General features: G+C 37.7%; 21 protein-coding genes. 4 read left to right on the plus strand and 17 right to left on the minus strand.

Annotation, left to right across the window (positions count from 1 at the left end; all coding sequences use genetic code 11):
• Nucleotides 1-3 precede the first annotated feature (3 nt).
• The 3 genes from V7077_RS04360 (at nucleotide 4) to V7077_RS04370 (ending at nucleotide 1,443) form a co-directional block, all read left to right on the plus strand.
• Entirely contained in the window at nucleotides 4-192 is a 189-nt protein-coding gene (locus tag V7077_RS04360) for a YqzE family protein (RefSeq protein WP_335498644.1), read from the plus strand.
• A 226-nt stretch (nucleotides 193-418) separates the two neighbouring features.
• A complete protein-coding gene (locus tag V7077_RS04365; RefSeq protein ID WP_335498646.1) occupies nucleotides 419-1,117 on the plus strand; it encodes a helix-turn-helix transcriptional regulator in 699 nt (232 codons plus the stop codon).
• An 83-nt stretch (nucleotides 1,118-1,200) separates the two neighbouring features.
• Nucleotides 1,201-1,443, plus strand: coding sequence for a DUF2626 domain-containing protein (locus V7077_RS04370; protein WP_335498648.1), 243 nt, complete (start codon nucleotides 1,201-1,203; stop codon nucleotides 1,441-1,443).
• 69 nt (nucleotides 1,444-1,512) lie between these two features.
• Here V7077_RS04370 and V7077_RS04375 read toward each other — a convergent pair whose 3' ends face one another.
• Together V7077_RS04375 and V7077_RS04380 are read right to left on the minus strand one after the other, a co-directional pair.
• Entirely contained in the window at nucleotides 1,513-2,607 is a 1,095-nt protein-coding gene (locus V7077_RS04375; RefSeq protein WP_335498650.1) for a class I SAM-dependent methyltransferase, read from the minus strand.
• A 199-nt stretch (nucleotides 2,608-2,806) separates the two neighbouring features.
• Nucleotides 2,807-3,442, minus strand: a complete 636-nt coding sequence (locus V7077_RS04380) for an MBL fold metallo-hydrolase (protein ID WP_335498651.1) — start codon at nucleotides 3,440-3,442, stop codon at nucleotides 2,807-2,809.
• A gap of 192 nt (nucleotides 3,443-3,634) precedes the next feature.
• On the opposite strand from V7077_RS04380, the gene V7077_RS04385 reads away from it, so the two are divergent.
• Nucleotides 3,635-3,811, plus strand: coding sequence for a DUF2759 domain-containing protein (locus V7077_RS04385; protein WP_335498653.1), 177 nt, complete (start codon nucleotides 3,635-3,637; stop codon nucleotides 3,809-3,811).
• Between the two features lie 38 nt (nucleotides 3,812-3,849).
• Here the strand turns inward: V7077_RS04385 and V7077_RS04390 are convergent, their stop codons facing one another.
• From V7077_RS04390 to V7077_RS04460, 15 genes are all read right to left on the minus strand, one after another.
• Nucleotides 3,850-4,176, minus strand: a complete 327-nt coding sequence (locus V7077_RS04390) for an MTH1187 family thiamine-binding protein (RefSeq protein ID WP_335498655.1) — start codon at nucleotides 4,174-4,176, stop codon at nucleotides 3,850-3,852.
• A gap of 90 nt (nucleotides 4,177-4,266) precedes the next feature.
• Nucleotides 4,267-5,415: a hypothetical protein gene (locus V7077_RS04395; protein ID WP_335498656.1), complete on the minus strand. Its 1,149-nt coding sequence runs from the start codon at nucleotides 5,413-5,415 to the stop codon at nucleotides 4,267-4,269.
• A gap of 233 nt (nucleotides 5,416-5,648) precedes the next feature.
• The gene (locus V7077_RS04400) at nucleotides 5,649-6,836 is read right to left on the minus strand and encodes a M14 family metallopeptidase (RefSeq protein WP_335498659.1); all 1,188 of its coding nucleotides are present in this window, start codon (nucleotides 6,834-6,836) and stop codon (nucleotides 5,649-5,651) included.
• A 73-nt stretch (nucleotides 6,837-6,909) separates the two neighbouring features.
• Nucleotides 6,910-7,122 carry a YqgQ family protein gene (locus V7077_RS04405; protein WP_335498661.1) on the minus strand — a complete coding sequence of 71 codons (213 nt, stop codon included), beginning with the start codon at nucleotides 7,120-7,122 and terminating at the stop codon, nucleotides 6,910-6,912.
• Nucleotides 7,123-7,133: 11 nt separating this feature from the next.
• Nucleotides 7,134-8,690, minus strand: a complete 1,557-nt coding sequence (locus tag V7077_RS04410; protein ID WP_335498663.1) for a rhomboid family intramembrane serine protease — start codon at nucleotides 8,688-8,690, stop codon at nucleotides 7,134-7,136.
• A gap of 182 nt (nucleotides 8,691-8,872) precedes the next feature.
• Nucleotides 8,873-9,067 carry a hypothetical protein gene (locus V7077_RS04415; protein ID WP_335498665.1) on the minus strand — a complete coding sequence of 65 codons (195 nt, stop codon included), beginning with the start codon at nucleotides 9,065-9,067 and terminating at the stop codon, nucleotides 8,873-8,875.
• 97 nt (nucleotides 9,068-9,164) lie between these two features.
• Complete coding sequence (locus V7077_RS04420) at nucleotides 9,165-10,118, minus strand: L-lactate dehydrogenase (RefSeq protein WP_335498668.1); 954 nt, start codon at nucleotides 10,116-10,118, stop codon at nucleotides 9,165-9,167.
• Between the two features lie 70 nt (nucleotides 10,119-10,188).
• Nucleotides 10,189-10,977, minus strand: a complete 789-nt coding sequence (locus tag V7077_RS04425; protein WP_335498671.1) for a DUF92 domain-containing protein — start codon at nucleotides 10,975-10,977, stop codon at nucleotides 10,189-10,191.
• Nucleotides 10,974-11,540: a 5-formyltetrahydrofolate cyclo-ligase gene (locus tag V7077_RS04430; RefSeq protein ID WP_335498673.1), complete on the minus strand. Its 567-nt coding sequence runs from the start codon at nucleotides 11,538-11,540 to the stop codon at nucleotides 10,974-10,976. Before V7077_RS04430 ends, V7077_RS04425 begins: the two co-directional genes overlap by 4 nt.
• Before the next feature lie 58 nt (nucleotides 11,541-11,598).
• Nucleotides 11,599-11,748, minus strand: a complete 150-nt coding sequence (gene rpmG / locus V7077_RS04435) for a 50S ribosomal protein L33 (protein ID WP_015594975.1) — start codon at nucleotides 11,746-11,748, stop codon at nucleotides 11,599-11,601.
• A gap of 64 nt (nucleotides 11,749-11,812) precedes the next feature.
• Entirely contained in the window at nucleotides 11,813-12,463 is a 651-nt protein-coding gene (locus tag V7077_RS04440) for a hypothetical protein (RefSeq protein ID WP_335498676.1), read from the minus strand.
• Nucleotides 12,460-13,716, minus strand: a complete 1,257-nt coding sequence (locus V7077_RS04445; RefSeq protein ID WP_335498678.1) for a glycosyltransferase family 4 protein — start codon at nucleotides 13,714-13,716, stop codon at nucleotides 12,460-12,462. The genes V7077_RS04440 and V7077_RS04445 overlap by 4 nt, the downstream gene beginning before the upstream one ends.
• Nucleotides 13,713-14,393, minus strand: coding sequence for a DUF4912 domain-containing protein (locus V7077_RS04450; protein WP_335498679.1), 681 nt, complete (start codon nucleotides 14,391-14,393; stop codon nucleotides 13,713-13,715). The genes V7077_RS04445 and V7077_RS04450 overlap by 4 nt, the downstream gene beginning before the upstream one ends.
• Nucleotides 14,394-14,696: 303 nt before the next feature.
• Complete coding sequence (locus tag V7077_RS04455; protein ID WP_335498682.1) at nucleotides 14,697-15,668, minus strand: agmatinase family protein; 972 nt, start codon at nucleotides 15,666-15,668, stop codon at nucleotides 14,697-14,699.
• Nucleotides 15,649-16,197 (minus strand): amidohydrolase family protein (locus V7077_RS04460; RefSeq protein ID WP_335498684.1); only part of this gene is annotated, 549 nt, incomplete at its 5' end. The genes V7077_RS04460 and V7077_RS04455, both read right to left, overlap by 20 nt.

Genomic DNA, 16,197 nt, shown 5'->3' on the forward strand with positions numbered 1-16,197 from the left:
TCCATGAAAACAAATGATTATGTTAAATATATGACGCAAACGATCGTTAAATATGTTGACCAGCCTAAAGACGAACGGAAACGCATCCGAATTGAAAAGAAACAAACGAAAGCGGATTTCTGGTACCGTTGGTTTGGCATCCTCCCCTATATCCTTTACTCGGAAGTAAAGAAAAAACAAAGATTTAAATAGCGGTGTTTTATACCGCTTCTTTTTTTTGTCAAAAAAAACCGAAAACTTTTATTGACAAACGCGAAAAATTCTATAAATTAGAAACTTTATCTAATATTGTTACAATAAATAGACAGGAATTGTGAACATTTTCTAAACATATAGTGTTAACATTGTTAACTTCATTCCTTTGTTAATTTGGCTGTATTATAATGGAATAAATTATGGGGGTTCGAGGTGAACAGTGATGGAACAAACATTAAAAATAACAAACGTTTTGTCAGATCCAACACGTTACTACATTTATCAATACATTACCAAACGCCATCAAGAAGTAACAGTTCAAGAAGTGGCTGAAAATTTTAATATTCATCCAAATGTAGCAAGACTACATTTATCAAAGCTAGAAGATGTTAATATGTTAGCATCTGAAACAAAGAAAACAGGAAAAGGCGGCAGACCAAGCAGACTATACCGTTTATCCGATGATGTTATCCAGCTGCATTTCCCATACCGCGACTACATGCTTTTATCTAAAGTAGCCATTCAGACGATGATTTCACTCGGTGAAGCTGGTAGAGAAGCACTGTTTATGACCGGTAAACGATTTGGAATGGAAATAATTGAACAGGAAATGGCAAAGCGAGCATTGGGTGATGATCTGACATTCGATCAAAAGCTGACGATTTTAAAAAGCACTGCCACTCTTGCAGGATTTTATCCAGAGTTTGAAGTGGGCGGTGACCAATCAAAAATTTACTTCCAAATCTTCAATTGTCCATTTAAAGAAATTGCAGAGGAACACACGGAAGCGGTTTGCAATATGCACCATGAATTTTTAAAGGGAATGTTTGAAGCCTTATTTGATTCAGTTGAATTGATTGAAAAAGAAAACATGATTACAGGCTGTGAGACATGCTCTTATCAAGTGCTTGTGACAAACTAATTCGAGTCTGATGTTTACATTATGCCTCCTTTTACTTTATAATATTGTATTGATGGTATCGCAGGTTAAAAGGGGGTATACATATGGATCGCATGTTCAGAGTTTGTGGTTTTTGGACTGGTATTTTTACCGTAATGCTCTATCTGGGTGGTTTGGATAGAACAGCCATGCTATTCTTGGCTCAAACAGGATTTTTTGTCCTGCTTAGCTACCTAAAGCTTTCCGAACGTATGTATATGTATGTATTCGGAGCATATTTAACTATCTTCTTCGTTGGCTTTACTTATTGGACAACGTTTATGATGCCGCTAGGCGGAGGAGAGTAATAAGACCGTGTGCGTATAGAATGTTATTCTAACGCCGCAAAAAAAAAACGCCGGTGCTCCGGTGTTTTTTTATTCCAAAAAAACGGCCTGGTTACTTAAATCGAGACCTTTTTGTTGGATTATGACATGAAAATAAGTGCTCATCCCTGACGGCAGTATTAAACTTCGTATGGCACGATTTCTTCTGCTCACCTCGGAAAAAGGATTAAGATCATAATGTTCCTCTAACTCCTTCAAAATACCAGCCTTTAAAAGAAATTCATCTTGCCTTAGTTTAGTTAGCAACTCCAGCTGATACTTCCTCCCTTTTCGAATAAGATGATCAAAGTGGATATGGGTGGTTATGTCCATTTCCCCTGGATGCAACAAGACATTGTCTATCATCATATGTTGGTGGTATCCTCTTAAACTTCCTTGTTTACGCCGTGGAGCTGTCCACTCCTCATTGGTATAGCCGTAATCCGCAGTGACAACAAAACCTTCCCTTAGGACCTTTGAAATATCCTCCATCATGGTCTCCATTGCTAAGGGAATCTCAATCCTTTGGTTTTCTTTTATAACCAGATGACTGTCTGCAAGAAATGAAAGGATTGCTTGATTCGTTAATGTTTCCCTCTGTTCAAAAAGCTGCTCATCCTCTGACATTCCCACCATCACTTCCACAAGTTCACCGTCTATTTTTTCAATAACATGAACTGGAAGAGCATCAAAGAGTTCATTAGAAAAAACCATCCCGGAAAAGGGTTCAATCATCTCGAGACTCTCCACTTGAACAAAGTAAAAGGAAGGCTGAAGTAATTCACGCTGTTGCTTGCGATGGTAAGGACTGCTCTCCACTATTATATAGGTTAGGGGAGCACCAAATGATGTGTGCCACTCTTGTAAAAAGGCATTGGCAAAACGGCCTGTTCCAGCTCCAATTTCACAGAAAACAGGAGGCAATTTAGTTTTTTCACAAATATAAAAAAACCATTTTGCCAAAAGTCTGCCGTACACATCGGAAATATTGCTCGTAGTAATAAAATCCCCTTGCCTTCCGATTTTAGGTTTATCTTTCATATAATAGCCTAATTCCGGATGATAAAGGACAGCTGCAATATAATCAGCATAAGTGATTAGCCTTTTAGGTGAATTAGCAATTATGTTTTTTAAATAGGTAATCATAATAACTCCCTTTAAGTAGTAGCTTAATAATTCTCGTTTTTAAATGAAGGCAGTGATAATTTTGAATGTTGATTTCCGCTCCTGGCGGCTTCGCTCCAATTAACATGTAAAAATTAACAATAATCTTTACACAGCCTAAATGAAAAGAACTTGCCTAGAAAAGACCCTTCTATTTAGTGAGAAGGGTCTTCCTATTATTCTAAAACCCATTTAAAAATGGGTTGCTGTCCATTTCCTCTCCAATGGTGGTTACAGGACCATGACCTGACAGGACGTACGTTTCCTCTGGCAAACTTAACAGCTTGTCATGAATACTTTTCAAAAGCTGTCCTGAATTTCCCCCAGGTAAATCAGTACGGCCGATCCCCCCCTGGAATAACGCATCACCGGAAATAACCACATCATTCCCCTTGAAATAATAAGAAACACTGCCAGGTGAATGACCTGGCGTATGGAAAACCTGAAAAGTAAATTCCCCTATTTCCATGTTCCCCTCATTATGTATTATATGATCTGCTGGTTTAGCTATGATCGGTTCAATTTGCATAAATAATTGCGAGCCATTTAACCTTGGGTCTTCAAGCCATTTTTCTTCCTGTTTGTGGACGTAAACGGGAACTTTATACGTATCCCTAATGACATCCACAGCACCAATATGATCAAAATGAGCGTGAGTTAACAGGATGGCCATCGGTTTTAGTTTTCTTTGATTCAACAAGTTAATCAATTTTTTCCCTTCTTCGCCAGGGTCAATGATTAAGCAGGTCTTATCTGGATTTTCAACAATATAGCAATTCGTTTGCAGGGGTCCTAAAGGGATTTGCTGCCATTTCATAAAATTGTTCCTCCCATACATAAATACATCAGGTTTATTTTACACTAAAGAACATAGGAGAGAAAGCCGTTCCATCATTGCTGTATTTTTGCCTCGACAAATTTAAGAAAAAAATATAAAATAAGAAACGAATGTATATAATATAGTTACATAATTTTTGGAAATCGCAATTACGAAAAAGGGGGAATAAAAATGGGTTTGGTTATTATTTTTGCTCTTGTAACAATCCTTGCAGCTTTCGCCGGTTATAGCTCACTGAAAAATAAAAACTTCTTGGCTGCTTTTTGGGGTGTAGCTTCATTTTTAGTTTTCGGTTGGTTTACGGTCATGACGATCATTGAATCTGGGTTTCCAACAGGAACTCACTAATAGGCATAAACAAAAGACTGTCCCCAGACAGTCTTTTTTCATTTGTCCTCGTTCTCATTTACAAGGCTGTTAACCCGTTCAACCTTATATTCCATGGTTCGCTTCACATCTCTGCGATCATCAATTCGAATGGATGTCGCAACCCGCTCAATCCCCTCAGAGAAAGGAACCTCATGCATTGCCTGAATGACTTCAAATAGAATTGGCAGGTCTCCTTCAATAATTGTATTCATTGGTGTTAATTGGAACTTAATTTTCTCTTCTGCTTCATAGTTCCTTAATATCTTTTGAATACTAGCTACGTACTTGCTTACACTTGGCGTTTCAGTCCCAATAGGAATGACTGTTACATCTACAATTGCCATTAGATTATCACCATCACTTTAGCATTTTTATATCCCTTTGTGATTTTACCATAACTGTTAATAAAGGAAAAAAGAATGACACTTTGTTTGTCATTCCTTTATTAAGTCGAAGCTTTTCTTTTTGTTTAGATCAATTAATTTTTCATAACTATTCCCTATTAGAGCGGTATCCCCAGATGGTGAAATTGAAATAGGAACATTGTCCAAGCCTCCCAGAATCAATTCACTGCTGCCTTTCTTTAGGTCAAAACGAATAAGTTGAAAACCTTCTGTATATGTATCCGCCTCCCCACTTGTAAGCGGTCTTAAGGTGATAAATTGCTTTTTACGTTCGCTATAATCATAAAAAGGAACCAGCCAATCTGAAAACTTCGATAACTGCGGTACGGAAAAGCTTAATAATTTTTTTTGCTCTTTATTAAAGAATGAATATTCTGCCATAGATGGTTCCCCTTCTTTTACAGCCACCGTCATGAGGATTTTTCGATAGGCCTCAAATTGAATTATCTTCGAAAAAACAGTTTTGTCCACTTCACTATCTAATTTTTTCATTATTAGCGGTGCAACTAACGATGGACTACTCTGGTCCCAATCTAGATATGCTACTTCATCCTTCTCGACCCATTTAATAAATGGCTGCGGAAGATTTAGTTCAGTGGTAGTAGCATTAGTAAAATCTAGTAAATATATTTGAAAGCTCCAGTCTTCTGCGAATTTTGTGACGATAACTTGGGTCTCATTATAGCGATTCCATTCAAAACCTAAATCATACGATGGAAAAGTCTTTTTTAACCGTTCATTCCCATTTGAATCAATGATTGTTACCACTCCCTGATAGGTGGTCGGTGATGAATGGATTAACAGATACTTCTTGGATGGGCTTATTTGGACATTGACTATCGGATTTTCCGTTTTATAGATTAATTTACTTTTTCCGGTTAATAAATTATATAGAAACAGATTGGAAGATTGGTTTAAGTTCGTTACATAGAAAATTTGTTGATCGGTATACCAGCCAGCAACCTTATAAAACTCACCTTGACCTGCGGGAATTGATATTGGCAGTTTCCATTCGTTAGTAAGGGATGCTGTCGGTACTTTAGCCTTGTCATTTTTGATTGGATTTTTTTGTTTAGGCTGTTCCTTTGCAGCACATCCACCTAAGAAGAGAGACGACAAAATAAAGAGTAGCAAAATAAAGGCACTATTCGCTTGTTTAAATTTGTTCCTATTAATCAAGTCGTCTCCTCCTATCTCCATATTGGTTACGACGTTAAATTCACGAAAAGGTTTCAACTATTATACCTTTTATGCTAAATAGGAAAAAAGCCGTAGATACCCGGCTTTTTTTAATTAATGGTTTGTCAATGGAAGGTCAGAGAGACTCCATGAATGTCTGAATTTTCTCATGCTAGTTTCACTCTATTTTAATAACAGTAGAATGAGATTACAAGTAATGAACAGGAAAATTTTTAATAAGCTAAAGCTGCAAAAAAGATTTGTTCTGCCTGCTTAAGTATTCTTGGAAATTGTGAAAGCGGTAAGGGATTAATTCCTCTTCCCAGCTCTAGCGTAAAACCAGGCTTTTGAAATTCCTGAATAAACCAGTCTTTATAGCCTGCGTGACTGTTAACATAACGAATCGCTCGGTAGCCACTGACTTTTTCAAATTCTTTTGCGAGTAATTCTGACTCAGGTGGTTCAAGTCCTTCATACCCCCAATAAAATTCCTCTCCTTGGGTATGAAAGGCAAGAATAAGATCAAACTGATCTTTTTTAGCTAATTCTGCCATGGCAGCGGCTTCTGGTTCTGTTAATGGCTCTATTCCTGGAAAGTCTCGTGAGGCTGGTGTCTTTGGCTTCTTATTTTCCCTGCAAAGGTCCCAGTTTGCCGGAAATTGATTATTTAAATCAATGCCTCTTATATTTGCTTTCCAATGAATAAAGTCATCGCTGCCTTCATTGATTTCAATCACCTCTTGTCGTCGATGAGAAGGCGCCCCGTTTAACACCAAATTTACACCATCAGGATTTACCATTGGAACGAGGGATAGCTCTACATTCTCATACAGAGCTGCTGCCTTCTTCCCTTTAACAGGTTGATCATTTGTCATCATAAGTAAATACTGATTTAGTAACCTCATAAGGACCAAGGTGGTTATCCATTCATTAGCATGAAAGGAAGCATTCATATGGACCTTTTTATCCCCTTTTCCAATTCTAAGCTCATGAATTGGATTACCTAAGACACTCGTACCAATCTCTGAATCTCTGATGAAAGGGTAAATATGTTTAAGGTTTTTTAATAATTTCACTAATCGTTTAGAATCTAATGGAGTTTTCTCTGTGACGATGGGCACTCTTACCAATTCGGGAACAAAAATTTTATCGCCAATAACCAAGTGATTTGCATCTTTATTTTGGTTAAGCAGGAAAAGGGAATCAATCTCTATATTCTTTTGTTCAGCTATCTTGGCAAAAGTATCTCCCTCTTTAATCGTATAGGGATTTAAAACATATCCAGGTATCTTAATTTTCTCTTTTGATTGCATTTTAATTGGATTTACCTGTAAATTGGAATCCAATATTAAATTGAGTGGGATCTTAAATAACTGGCTTATAGATGACAGAGTATCCCCAGGTCGTAAACTAATCTCCATATACTCTCCTCCCATCATCAAAAGATATGAAGATATTAATCAAAAAATGATGAAAACCCGTATTTCTACGGGTTTATTCATGTTTACCAATTAATTCTTTTTGAATTTGAATTTCATGTCTTAATAATAACAAAGCACTCTGATATTCTCTTGGTTCTATTAGTTGTGCCTGATATAAGTCTTTTAACTCTGCTTCCATCAGCTCAAGGTCACCAATTCGATCACCTATATAAATGATGGTCCCAAATCGTTTTAAAAATTGCTGAATATCATAAATTGTCTTCATTTAGAGATCTCTCACTCCTTTATAGATTCAAGTTGCTGATTAATTTCACTCAGTAAATCCCTATATTGTTCTTTTTTCGGTTCAAGCTGTACCGCCTTTTCAGCATTTAGTTTTGCCTGTTTAAGATCATTTTGTTCTAGGTTAATCAGTGCAAGGTTAAAATAAGCCTCATCTAATTCTGGGTCTATTCGAATCGCTTTTTCTAAATGGATCTTCGCTTCCGGCAGCATATTCTTCTTTATTTCTACAAATGATAAAAGAAAATAAGTTCTTTCTGAAAGATTAGCTGCATTTTTTTCTGTATCTTTTAATAGTTTATAAGCTTGTTCATATTTACCTTGTTTGACATATTCCTCTGCCATGATTAAGTTAGAGTTTTCATCCTTTGCTTGAGCAGAAGAGCTAAATCCATATGATAAGGAAGACCAAACAATAGCAATTGAAGCAATAAGAAATACGACTTGCCATAAAAGTTTTTTCCTTTTAGGAAAATGAGTAACACCAGCTGCTAGAAATCCTCCTGCTAACCCGCCAAGATGACCGGCATTATCAATTCCAGATGCCGAAAAACCAAACACAAGATTTATTCCAAGCATAACTATGATGTTCATTCCCATCGTTCTGAAAAATAATTTTGGATACATCACACCAAAGTACAACAGAGCCCCAAAGCATCCAAAAATCGCACCACTCGCACCTGCAGACAAGTTGGAACTAAAAAGGAAACTTGAAATAAAACCCGTAAAACCGGCAAATATATAGATAATAAAAAAACGTGATTTACCGAATATCCGTTCAACTGTTGTTCCTAGAAAGTATAGCGCAAGGGTATTTGTTAGCAGATGCAGGAATCCAATGTGCAGAAAAATGGGGGTGATTAATCTCCACCATTCACCTTGATCAATCAAGGCATTTACTTTGGCACCATATTTTATAAGTGTTGACGTATTCGTGCTGCCCCCATTAATCTCTAACCAGAGGAAAACAACAAGTTGGATGACGATAAAGATATAGGTAAATATAGGCCTTCCATTAACTAGAATCTCTTGTTCTGCTTTTACCTTATGAATGGCTAGATCAAGGGCCGATTTCTTTAATTCCTCCACTTCTTGGTCCGAATAATCATTAGGAAGTTCAAAATAAATATTCCAGCCAAGCTTCTCAGACAATCTCCCAAAACCTGATTCCATTTCATCATTTACTAAAAGGATTGAAGTTACAGTCGTTTTATTTCCTTGTGGAAAGACAAATGGCCTTTCAAGACGGTATTCATATTCATCAACCGGCGGAAACTTACTAACATATATATTTATTACATTTAATTCGCTCTTACCGATTTGTTTACGGACTCTTTCCCCGTTCGTAGCCGTAAATTCAATATCTCTCTGTAGAGAGTTACTCCAATCTAAATCATGGAGCAGCATTCGTATTATCGGAGCTTTTTTATTTTCTAATTTTTCAAGCCACAATTCTTTCTGATTTTCAAATAATTGAATAACCCGATATCCATGATCAGAGATGAAAGAATAGGCTAACCTCCAAAAGATGTAACCTTCTCTTTTATTCATTTCTCCCCTACTTTCTATTTTCAGCTATAAGTGAATAGGTCTTGCTATACATAACGAAGTATTAGTCTGTATGAATTTTTCCTCGTCTCTTTTATTATAAACGATATGAACCTTTAACCATTGCTTTAAACCACCGTAGAATAGATATTTAATTATTTAGACAAAAAAACCATCTGTGGTTTTCACCTAGCAGATGGTCCTCCAAAAACGGATGACATTAATTTTTGTCTTACCCCGGGGAAGCTCATAATCGAGCCTACCGCTAACCGCCGCATCCAGCCTGTACCAATTAAAGCATTGATGATTTTGTATCTGTAGCGGAATACAACATAGCCAATGGAACCAATCATGAATATTGATGTTAAAAGACGAGACATCTTCATCCCTCCTACTACTATTCTGTGATAGGAACAAAAGATTTATCCATTTATTCTCGAAAAAGAGACGGAAAGAAATCCGCCTCTTTATTCCCGTTTAGAATTTCTTAAACACAGGTTCCATTGTCTTTTTTAATACCTGAACAGAGTTTGCAAACTGTGCCTTCTCTTCTTCATTCAAATCTAGTTCAACTATTTCCCTAACTCCATTGCGATTAACAACAGCAGGAACACCGATATAGATATCATTATGGCCGTATTCCCCATCCAGATAGGTGGAAACAGTAAGGACGGAGTTTTCATTTCGTAAAATCGCTTTAGTTAACCGGACTAACCCCATGGCAATTCCGTAATATGTAGCACCTTTGCGCTCAATGATATGGTAAGCGGCATCACGTACATTTAAGAAGATTTGATTTAGGTCATCCCGATTAACAGCGGTCTTATTTTTTGTCCATTCAGAAATAGTTGTCCCAGCGATATCAGCGTGGCTCCAAACAGGAAGCTCTGTATCACCATGTTCTCCAATGATATAAGCATGAACGTTTCTTGTATCTACATCAAAATATTCACCCAGTAAATAACGGAAACGGGCCGTATCTAAAATCGTACCTGAACCAATAACCCGCCCTCTTGGAAGACCAGAGAATTTCCAGACAGCATATGTTAGGATATCAACAGGATTAGTAGCAACTAGAAAGATACCATTAAAGCCGCTATCCATAATTTCATCTACAATCCCTTTGAAAATTTTTGTATTTTTTTCGACTAGATCAAGTCTAGTCTCGCCCGGTTTTTGATTTGCCCCTGCAGTAATAACCACAAGATCGGCCACACCACAATCCTTGTAATCTCCATACCAAATCTTCGTCCTAGATGGTGCAAAAGGCATTCCATGATTCAAGTCCATGGCATCACCTTCCGCTTTCTCCTTATTTAAATCAATTAAAACCAATTCTTCCGTTATTCCTTGATTTAAAAGGGCAAAAGCATAACTTGAACCAACAAAACCGGTTCCGATAAGGACAACTCGGTTAACACGTCTTAACATCATCATTCCTCCAATTTATATTTAGCAGATAATTACAGTGTAAACATTAATATGAGTACAATTTACAATTTTACCAAAAAAATCTTAAAATTACGATTGATAACACTGCTGCAATAAATCCCGAAAGGAAATTTACCATATCATTATCCACTAAGGAGTATCCTTTTATTCTTGTTGTCGGAATTTGACAATGCCTCTTCTTCTCCGTTGTCATACCACAATGTAAGCATACATAAACTTGTTGATAGAAGGCACCAAATAACGTATCAACGACATTCCCGATATAGCCAAACAGAAAAATAAGGATTACAAAAAGGAATTCTAATTGGAAAAGCCAATAACTAAGTACCGAGATAAAAAAAGAGCCTGCAATTGCAGCAGCACTGCCTAAGCCACTAATTGCCCCTGAGGTTCCTTTTTCTACTCGTTTAAATGTTCGTATGTAAATAGGGTTTCTCTTACTTAAACTGCCAATTTCCGATGCCCATGTATCAGAATTGGCACTCGCTAAACTAACGATAAACCCCAAAGTCCAAGTTTGATCAGGATGAATGGAATAAAGGAGACTAAAAAATGAGGCCAATCCCCCGTTTGCAAGGACTTGCAGCCAATCACGGGTTCCTCCTTTTGCTAGTTTTTCTTCCAATGATTTTTTTGCAGTACTTTTATATTTTGACCAAAGACTGGAAGAGGCAAAAAAAGCACCGAGCAGGGCAAGTCCATCTAATTTAAAACCAGTATAAACAGCCGCCCCCACCAGGATCGCTGTAAAGGCACCCGTTAGGGTCAGCGAATTTAATAGGTATCCAGCCACCGACACGATGATGATAACAATATAAATCAAAATCACACCGATCATTTTGTTATGATAACCTCATGATTAGTAATAATTTTTGAAACAGGTATGTCGTAGTCCTCAATTGGAAATTGTGGAATAATTTGCTGATCAAAGGCCAACGAAAGGGTATGACCAGAATAGTGGGATAAGAAACGGTCAAAGTATCCACCGCCAAATCCTAACCGGTGGCCAGTCCTAGTATAGGCAAGTCCCGGTACGATTAATAAATCAATCATTTCTTCATTCATTTCGTCGGTCAATGCTTCTATTGGTTCTAAAAGCCCAAAATAGACCGATTCAAGCTGGGCAAACTCTGTAAGTGTTCTAAAGGATAATCTCTTATCAGTTGGATTACATTTTGGTACAACGACAAGTTTCTCTTGTTCCCAAGCTTTTCGGATTATTTGGTATGTATCTACTTCAGGCTGCCTTGAGACATAAATCCCGATGACCTTTGCATTTATCCAATCATCATCAGCAAATAAGGTCCGGGCAATCTTATAGGAATAATCCTCATAAACGGGTCTTGGAAGATTCGAAAGAATTTCTTTAACCTGTTTCCGTAATTTATCCTTGCCACTCATAACAGGTCCTCCTTACTTATTTAATGGCAACAAAAAAAGCAGCAGGAAGCCCTACTGCTTATTTTGTTTCACGATGTGCTGTTGTACGCTTTTCTCTTGGGCAATATTTCTTAAGCTCAAGACGATCTGGGTTGTTACGTTTATTTTTTGTTGAAATATAGTTACGATCTCCACACTCAGTGCAAGCTAACGTAATATTTACACGCATGTCAATTTCCCTCCAAACGATTAAGCAGTTCGTTCATACGACTTTTCTATAATATCATTTTTCATTAGGAAATGCTAGTGTGTTTTTTAAGAAGTGCTTTTTCTAATAAAATCAGTTCATTTTTGTTGGAGCCGCTAATCGTCCAAGTATCCATTTTTCTCGTTTGATGCGGTTCAATTGACAAACTTATCGTAAAGATACTAGCTGCAGGACCTTTTGCCATCGGTTGATATTTTAAGTTTCCTTTTTGAACGGAATTCCAAATTCGATCTGTATAGGCATTCCACAAAGGCACAGCCGTATATTCATTTATATTTGCATTCGTACATTGGCCATTCACAAGATAAACATGTGTTTTCGCATGATGAATAATATGATTTTCAATTGGTGATACAAATGTCAAGTTATCTTGTCCAACATTCACCAAATGGTGCATCGCTAAAATTTGAACCTGTATCGTTTTATGACTGTGATTACTTACATAGACACTTGAAAGACAAATCTTAGAATGAATTTGTTCATCCTTTACTTTAATCACTAAAGCTTCATCATAAATCACTTTTTCCTTAATGTTTTGCAGCCATACATATTTCCCATTCACCCAAAGTCCCGGAACAAATTGAAGTGGTTCCATCGCTAATTCACGATGAGAAGCATGTTTGTCATTTTGTAGTTCAGAAATTAAGTTCATCATCATGCACACCTTATTTTTCATTTATTTGGCTCTGCCTCTTGCTCCTTCTCATTTACTCGTTGTTGTAATACCGTATCTTCCATAATCCTGCTTGTTTCGGCAGCAATTCGATTCCAGCCATAAAGACTGTGAACAATTCGCTTACCCCTGCTGCCAATTTCTTTCGCTTTATCTGGTTGATTGATTAAAAAATCAATTTGTTCCAAAAGACTTTGGGGATTACCTGGAACCATCAGCATCCCCGTTTGCAGATGCTTAATTATTCCTTTCATCCCGCCGGTATCAGATACTACAGTTGGTTTACCGAGAATCATGCTTTCTAATACAACAATTCCGAATGGCTCGTATAGGCTTGGGATTACAGCTAACTCACAACCCTCAATAAGGGCATTTCTTTGGTCATCCGTAACATATCCAATAAAAGAAACATAACCCTCTAAGCCACGCCCTTTAACCTGATTTTGATACTCTGTGAGCATGGGTCCTTTTCCCGCAATCACAAAAATAAAGTTTAGTTTCTTTTCTTTTGCTATTGCGGCTGCCTCAATTATGGTTTCGAATCCTTTTTCCTCAACAATTCTTCCAATTGAGAAAATAAATTTTTTATCAGCTAGTTCCGGAAATACCTGAGAAATTTTCTGATTAACGATTAATGGTTCAATTCCATTTGGAATAACGGTTATATTTTTATTCTGTAAAGTAAAAAACTGATTAAGGTCTTCCTTCATAAATTCACTGCAGACAATAATTTGATGTGATTCGATCATTAATTGCTGTTCCTTTTCATGAATGAACTGCTGCATTTCGTTATAGATTCCATTATTTCTGCCATGTTCTGTTGCATGAATAGTGGTTAATAAAGGAACTCCTAATAGTTCCTTTAAGGATATCGCGGCTGTGCCGACAAGCCAATCGTGAGCATGAATGAGGTCGAAATCTATCTCTTCTGCTAGTTGTTCCGCTTTAAATGCCATTGCCAAATTTAAACCGGCAATCCAAGATAGAAAATGGTCGTCATATTCATTAACTGGCCTTACACGGTGGACATTTATCCCATTGATTACTTCAAATGACGGAAGATTATTTTTCCCTGCCGTCAGAACATGAACCTCATGTCCTTGTTCAGACAAATGAGTGGATAATCCAACTACATGCCTTGATAAACCTCCGACAATATTAGGGGGGAATTCCCAGGATAGAATTAATAATTTTAACTTCCAATCAGCTTGGCGCTTTCTTTCTGGGTTATTGGATTTCGACTGTCGATTATTCATTTTACTCCCCCAGAGTTATCTGATTTCACATAATAGCTATAAGTACTCACTTGCTCAACCCAGAGGGGCGGTTTTTCCTCATATTGATGGAATTGCAACATTTCCTGCTGAAATATATTCATGCCTTGAAGGTCATCAGGAGGCGTTTGAACACAATTGGAACGATAGAGGGGAAAAAATACTTTTCCAGAAATGTAAACACCTAATTCTGCTAGATACCTCCGGTCTTCTGCCAAGCCTTTAATAAACCAGTGCCCGCTTTGGAAAGGAACAGTTATTTCATTAAAATGAAGGGCGTTTTTTCCATTAAATAAAATATCCGTAACGTCATAAATCCTAGTGACCATGACAAGTTCGTCAAACTTTTGATTAAAAAATCGTTCGATGATTTTTTTTGGTAATTCGGAAATGTCCCAGAAAAGAATTATTTTATGAGGTGTCACAAGCTTTGCCTTTAGCTCACCTTTTAGTGGAATTAATTCTGGTGGAATAGAGTAATCTGAGGAATTGGGATCCTTAGAAGAATGCCTATTAGGCTCATTCGTAAGTTCATTTTTATTTTCTTCCATCCATTTATTCCAGCGATATTGAACTTTCCCTATGGTTGTATTCAATTCAGAGGCGATTTTACGAAATGATAAGCCATTCCCTCTTAGTTTGATAATTTCCTCAATCATTTTTTTCCTCCATTCTGTAAACAATCAATATATGCTGTTAAATGCAAAATAATTCTTACTAATTTAATGGTATCACCAGATGAAAAAGCATTCAATAAACGCATTTTGTCGTATTTTGGTTAGCCTATACAGCAAGCTTTATTTACAGTCAATAAATTTTTTTTAGTTACGCATACCCCCTCATTTTTTACATGTATCAACAAATTACCTTCCGGGTTATGCTCATCTTTTCGACAACTTTATCTAAAAAGGCAAACAAAGAAGCATGGAGATATAATCCCTATGCTTCCTGCTTATTCAGATTTATCTAGTCTTTAAGACGCAGCCAGTGATAAATTGCAGCCATGCATATACCCCTGTCTTAACGGTTTGGTCAACTAACGAATCTTTGCTTGGGTCCAGACAAACAAAATCAATATGCCGGACAATCGAATGCTTACCGATTTCTAGTAATATATGAAACAGTTCTTCCGCTGTCATACCTCCGGGGGTAGACGCTGGTACACCCGGTGCAACGGAAATATCAAGCACATCCATATCGACGGTAACATAAACTCGGTCAACTTTTGCGGTCAAATGCCGAAGCGCATCCAGTACACATTTAATAAGACCTTGTCTGCGTGCTCGCTTTAACGTCACCATCTGAATATTGTATTTCTCCGCATAATCAATAAGGGGCTTCGCATTAAAGTAGCCATGCAAACCAATATTGATAACATTCTCTCCTTTGACAGTATGACCATCAATTAGCTGCCGAATCGGCGTTCCGTTTGCAGGCCCTAATTCTGCCGGATCCCTCACATCAAGATGTGTATCAAGCTGTAAGATTCCAATCGTTTCTTCATTATAAACTTCTTTTATTCCTCGCACCGCACAGGCCGTTGTAGAATGGTCACCGCCAATCATACATGTAACAGTTTGAGGATAGTTTGCTGCAAGATAGGCCGTTGTCTGTTGGATACGTTGATGGGATAAAGGTATATCCGTCGTATGCACTGCCACATCTCCCGCATCTGCAACTTTGAATGATGTCAAATCAATCATTTCATCCAGGTTATAGGTGGCAAAGCCCTTCCACATCCTCCGAAATTCCGCCGGATACAAGGATGCCCCGGACACACTTATGGATGAACGAGAAATCGGTGCACCGTAAACAATTAAATCGGGGATTCCTTTCATTTCATCCAATGGCTGTACCCAATGATGCACATAGCCAGTTTCACCCTTCAATCGATTCCATGACCATTCCGGTGCCTTAAGCCAATGTTCTCCCACCAAAATCCACCACCTTTACACCCTTTTTCCACACAGACTTAACGTGATTCACTCCGAAGAGATATTGAAGATCCTGGTAGCTTTTTACATTCCATAACACAATATCAGCCTGTTTCCCCACTTCAAGTGATCCTACTTTTTCCTGGCGGTTAATCGCGCATGCAGCATTAAAAGTGGCTGCTGTCAAGGCCTCTGCAGGGGTTAGTCTCATTAAAATACAAGCCAAGTTCATCACGAGCGGCATTGAAGTCGTAGGTGAAGATCCAGGATTGCAATCAGTAGAAATAGCTACGGGTACACCTGCATCAATCATTTTTCTTCCGGCTGCCGCTGCTTCGCGTAAATAAAGCGCTGTTGCCGGAAGCAGGCAGGCAATTGTGCCCGCATCTGCCATGGCTTGAATGCCTTTATTGGAAGCTTTCAATAAATGCTCCGCTGAAATTGCCCCTACCTTCGCTGCCAATTCCGCTCCGCCATAAGGCTCAATTTCATCAGCATGGATTTTCGGGATCAACCCAAAGTGCTTACC

The sequence above is a fragment of the Neobacillus vireti genome (assembly GCF_036962465.1).
Taxonomy (GTDB): domain Bacteria; phylum Bacillota; class Bacilli; order Bacillales; family Cytobacillaceae; genus Neobacillus; species Neobacillus vireti_B.

Bases quoted from the DNA above. Each gene is read 5' to 3' on its own strand.
- V7077_RS04360 (WP_335498644.1), top strand. From the start codon at position 4: ATGAAAACAAATGATTATGTTAAATATATGACGCAAACGATCGTTAAA.
- V7077_RS04365 (WP_335498646.1), top strand. From the start codon at position 419: ATGGAACAAACATTAAAAATAACAAACGTTTTGTCAGATCCAACACGT.
- V7077_RS04370 (WP_335498648.1), top strand. From the start codon at position 1,201: ATGGATCGCATGTTCAGAGTTTGTGGTTTTTGGACTGGTATTTTTACC.
- V7077_RS04375 (WP_335498650.1), bottom strand. From the start codon at position 2,607: ATGATTACCTATTTAAAAAACATAATTGCTAATTCACCTAAAAGGCTA.
- V7077_RS04380 (WP_335498651.1), bottom strand. From the start codon at position 3,442: ATGAAATGGCAGCAAATCCCTTTAGGACCCCTGCAAACGAATTGCTAT.
- V7077_RS04385 (WP_335498653.1), top strand. From the start codon at position 3,635: ATGGGTTTGGTTATTATTTTTGCTCTTGTAACAATCCTTGCAGCTTTC.
- V7077_RS04390 (WP_335498655.1), bottom strand. From the start codon at position 4,176: ATGGCAATTGTAGATGTAACAGTCATTCCTATTGGGACTGAAACGCCA.
- V7077_RS04400 (WP_335498659.1), bottom strand. From the start codon at position 6,836: ATGGAGATTAGTTTACGACCTGGGGATACTCTGTCATCTATAAGCCAG.
- V7077_RS04405 (WP_335498661.1), bottom strand. From the start codon at position 7,122: ATGAAGACAATTTATGATATTCAGCAATTTTTAAAACGATTTGGGACC.
- V7077_RS04410 (WP_335498663.1), bottom strand. From the start codon at position 8,690: ATGAATAAAAGAGAAGGTTACATCTTTTGGAGGTTAGCCTATTCTTTC.
- V7077_RS04415 (WP_335498665.1), bottom strand. From the start codon at position 9,067: ATGTCTCGTCTTTTAACATCAATATTCATGATTGGTTCCATTGGCTAT.
- V7077_RS04420 (WP_335498668.1), bottom strand. From the start codon at position 10,118: ATGTTAAGACGTGTTAACCGAGTTGTCCTTATCGGAACCGGTTTTGTT.
- V7077_RS04425 (WP_335498671.1), bottom strand. From the start codon at position 10,977: ATGATCGGTGTGATTTTGATTTATATTGTTATCATCATCGTGTCGGTG.
- V7077_RS04430 (WP_335498673.1), bottom strand. From the start codon at position 11,540: ATGAGTGGCAAGGATAAATTACGGAAACAGGTTAAAGAAATTCTTTCG.
- rpmG (WP_015594975.1), bottom strand. From the start codon at position 11,748: ATGCGTGTAAATATTACGTTAGCTTGCACTGAGTGTGGAGATCGTAAC.
- V7077_RS04440 (WP_335498676.1), bottom strand. From the start codon at position 12,463: ATGAAAAATAAGGTGTGCATGATGATGAACTTAATTTCTGAACTACAA.
- V7077_RS04445 (WP_335498678.1), bottom strand. From the start codon at position 13,716: ATGAATAATCGACAGTCGAAATCCAATAACCCAGAAAGAAAGCGCCAA.
- V7077_RS04450 (WP_335498679.1), bottom strand. From the start codon at position 14,393: ATGATTGAGGAAATTATCAAACTAAGAGGGAATGGCTTATCATTTCGT.